The following is a 2,941-nucleotide window of genomic DNA, read 5'->3' on the forward strand; positions in this document are numbered from 1 at the left end:
AGAAGAAGAACATAACGAATTTTTGAAACCAGAGATGACAGGGGTATCACTTAGGGTTACTTCTGACACTGTTGATAAATTGGACTTGATTGCTCAACAGCTTCAGTTATCTCGTTCCGATGTAATGCGTTCATTTTTAGAGGCAGGTGCTTCAGAAGCATTGACTGCATTAAATTTGCCTGTTTCTGAGGTTGTTGCTTTTTTAGAAGCAACTGAAGAAAAAGAGATTGATCGTTTAATTGAGGAGGAAAAATCTAATGGGTAAACACATCGTTACTGGCGTTCGTCCTTTCAATTTTGTAAATGATGATGGTGAAAAAGTTCAAGGTATTACCGTTCATTATCTTGATACGGTAAATGAAAATAGCGAATACGGTAAGGGGCATGCGGCATTAAATCTTACTATGATTGGTGACCATGAATCGAAGTTTAAACAGATTCCCGGAATTTATGAGTTAGATTTTAGACAGGCAAGAGATCAGAAGGGGCGTCCAGTTCTTAAACTTCAAGAAGTTGTATTTCAGAAACCTTATAGTCTTGATTTCGAGGGAGTTCGAGTATGAGTGCCGTTACTGATAGCTTAGTAGAATCTTTGTTACAAGAAGTTTTGGACAAAAAAAAGATTTTTAATGCGGAATATGATGACCGAGAAACTTTCAGGGATTTAAGATGGGAAACAGTTTTAGAAGGTACGTTTGTCAGCCAACTTGAAAGATTAACGCATCAGGTTACTTCTGAACAAATTACATCCGATCAAATTGGAGAATACGTTATGGCTTTTTTCATTGCTCGCATTGACGAAGAAAAATTTAATGCTTAATGAGGTGAAAAATAATATGCGTACTGTCCAATTATTCAAAGAGAATGGCATTTTTACAATTCGTCATCATGTGGCTGCCAATCGTATATTGGATCAAAATTTTGACGATGAAATTCTTTTTTTAGGGGCGTTAGGTACATTTTTGTATTCTGCAATTGGTGATTATGACATTCAAGTAGAAAGAGAGATAGCTCCTATTGTTGCTTCCTTTCTTTCGGCTGTTACATCCAAACCAAGAACCCTTTCCTATTTCGGCAAACATTAGAAGGAAAAATATCGTAGAGTGTCAAGACCGTAATCTCTGACCGCAGGGAATTCGGTCTTTACACGTTTCTGTGATTTGTCACCCTCTTTTTGGTTCTCACACCTTGTGAGAACCTGCCACCTGGCGAAGGGGGTTGGGGGTTTGACCCTTTCTAAAGGGGCAAGGTCTGAAGGCTTTTGAATTGAGTTTCTTCTTTACTTGATACTATAGAAACAACTCACGGCACGAAATACCGCATAAACGGCGTAACGGTGGGATTTATCGCCGATTTCCATGTAGTAAATATGTAGTTGAAGGGGGTTGGTGGGATTTGGGACAAGACTACGAGATTTTGACCGATTTTAATAGCTTTGACAAGGAAAGACCTTGGAGAAGTCACAAGACTAATAGCCAACTGCTTTCAGAATCATATGAGCGAATTAGTGAAAGATATAAGGGTACTTTTTGGGCTAACCGTTCGGAGAATGTAAATTATTGCGGTTCATCGTTGAAATTTAGTTCTTGCCCTCATGGACATGAGAAAAATTTGAAATGGGCCAATTTTTGTAGAATCAGAATGTGTCCTATGTGTTCATGGAGAAAGTCGCTTTTAAATGCTTACAATCTCAAACGGGTAGCACATGAAGCAGTCCAACAGAAAAAAATGCGTTTCTTATTTTTGACTCTCACGGTTGAAAATTGTACTGGTGAAGATCTAGCGGAAACAATTTCTCACCTCATGAAATCATGGGATAGGTTTGCAAAGAGAAAACAGTTTCAAAAATTGATTTTAGGTTGGTTTCGTTCACTTGAAGTTACAAGGAATTTTGATGATGGAAAGTTTCACCCTCATTTTCATGTTTTACTCGCTGTTTCACCCTCCTATTTCTCACATGGATACATAAAGACAGAGGAATGGGTCAAACTGTGGCAGAAGAGCTTACAGGTGGATTACATGCCTATCGTGGATATTAGGACGGTCAAAAATAAAAGAAATAAGGAAAAGGAACAAAATATTTTAGAGGAAAAGGGAATTGAAGAAAGTCATTTGTCTGGTGGTGCTATCGCAGAACTTGCAAAATACACGACAAAAGCCGATGACTTCCTAGTTTATAATCGGAGGAAATCAATTCAAAAGGGTAAAGAAGTCCTCTATATCCCAGATGTTGCGTCGGGTATTGATAAAGAAAAAACCGATGAAGTTGTATTTGTTTTAGATACCTCTTTAGCTCGTAGGAGATTAATAGCTTACGGTGGAGAATTAAAAAAAGCCTTGAATTCCCTTGAAGAACAAGGAAAAATTCAAGACTCTGAAGATGACGATGCTGATTTGGTTCATGTTGATAATGAAGATAAAAATTGCAAGTGCAGCGTTTGCCAATCTGACATGTTAGAGGAATTATATAGCTGGATTCCAGGTGTAAAAAATTACTTAAAAAAAGAATAACCCCTCTCAAAGGCTATTCGTTCGTTAACTCTATTATAGCATATGGAATGTATATTCGCACGTGCAAATATACGTTCTAACCCTCTTTCAAAGGAATCTTTCTGTATTTACGGAAGGGTTCTTTTGTTTTCCAGATATTTAACTTTGAAGAAAAATCAGTCGGGGGTCCCAGCGGTTGGGGGGGTCCCCGCACTGCGGGGGGGACCCAGTTGTTGGGGTGCGACTGATTTTCTGCGAATCTAAATTCGGGCGACAAAAACCGTTCGTATTACGATTGAATTCTTTGTCGTAATCAGTCGAAATACAAACGTTGACATTATTTAATTACACGTGTATTATTGGTGTAAATAACCAATAAAGGAGACTGTCATATGTCGAAAATTAAAGAAATGATTCAGTCACGTATTAATGAATTGGCGTTAATTGAGTT

The 2,941-nt window shown here is 37.9% G+C and carries 5 protein-coding genes; all 5 read left to right on the forward strand.

Annotation, left to right across the window (positions count from 1 at the left end; translation table 11 throughout):
- On the forward strand, positions 1 to 265 hold a 265-nt coding region (locus MKX62_RS24335), incomplete at its 5' end, for a ribbon-helix-helix protein, CopG family (protein WP_340742769.1).
- Positions 258 to 563 (forward strand): hypothetical protein, encoded by a 306-nt coding sequence (locus MKX62_RS24340; RefSeq protein ID WP_340742770.1) that lies wholly within the window; start codon positions 258 to 260, stop codon positions 561 to 563. The genes MKX62_RS24335 and MKX62_RS24340, both read left to right, overlap by 8 nt.
- Positions 560 to 820 (forward strand): hypothetical protein, encoded by a 261-nt coding sequence (locus MKX62_RS24345; protein ID WP_340742771.1) that lies wholly within the window; start codon positions 560 to 562, stop codon positions 818 to 820. The genes MKX62_RS24340 and MKX62_RS24345 overlap by 4 nt, the downstream gene beginning before the upstream one ends.
- 16 nt (positions 821 to 836) lie before the next feature.
- The gene (locus tag MKX62_RS24350; protein ID WP_340742772.1) at positions 837 to 1,085 is read left to right on the forward strand and encodes a hypothetical protein; all 249 of its coding nucleotides are present in this window, start codon (positions 837 to 839) and stop codon (positions 1,083 to 1,085) included.
- A 310-nt stretch (positions 1,086 to 1,395) separates the two neighbouring features.
- Positions 1,396 to 2,511 carry a protein rep gene (locus MKX62_RS24355; protein WP_340742773.1) on the forward strand — a complete coding sequence of 372 codons (1,116 nt, stop codon included), beginning with the start codon at positions 1,396 to 1,398 and terminating at the stop codon, positions 2,509 to 2,511.
- The last annotated feature ends 430 nt before the right edge of the window (positions 2,512 to 2,941 follow it).

Origin of the sequence: Sporosarcina sp. FSL K6-5500 (assembly GCF_038005665.1) — a bacterium.
GTDB classification, from domain to species: domain Bacteria; phylum Bacillota; class Bacilli; order Bacillales_A; family Planococcaceae; genus Sporosarcina; species Sporosarcina psychrophila.

Bases quoted from the DNA above. Each gene is read 5' to 3' on its own strand.
- MKX62_RS24345 (WP_340742771.1), top strand. From the start codon at position 560: ATGAGTGCCGTTACTGATAGCTTAGTAGAATCTTTGTTACAAGAAGTT.
- MKX62_RS24340 (WP_340742770.1), top strand. From the start codon at position 258: ATGGGTAAACACATCGTTACTGGCGTTCGTCCTTTCAATTTTGTAAAT.
- MKX62_RS24350 (WP_340742772.1), top strand. From the start codon at position 837: ATGCGTACTGTCCAATTATTCAAAGAGAATGGCATTTTTACAATTCGT.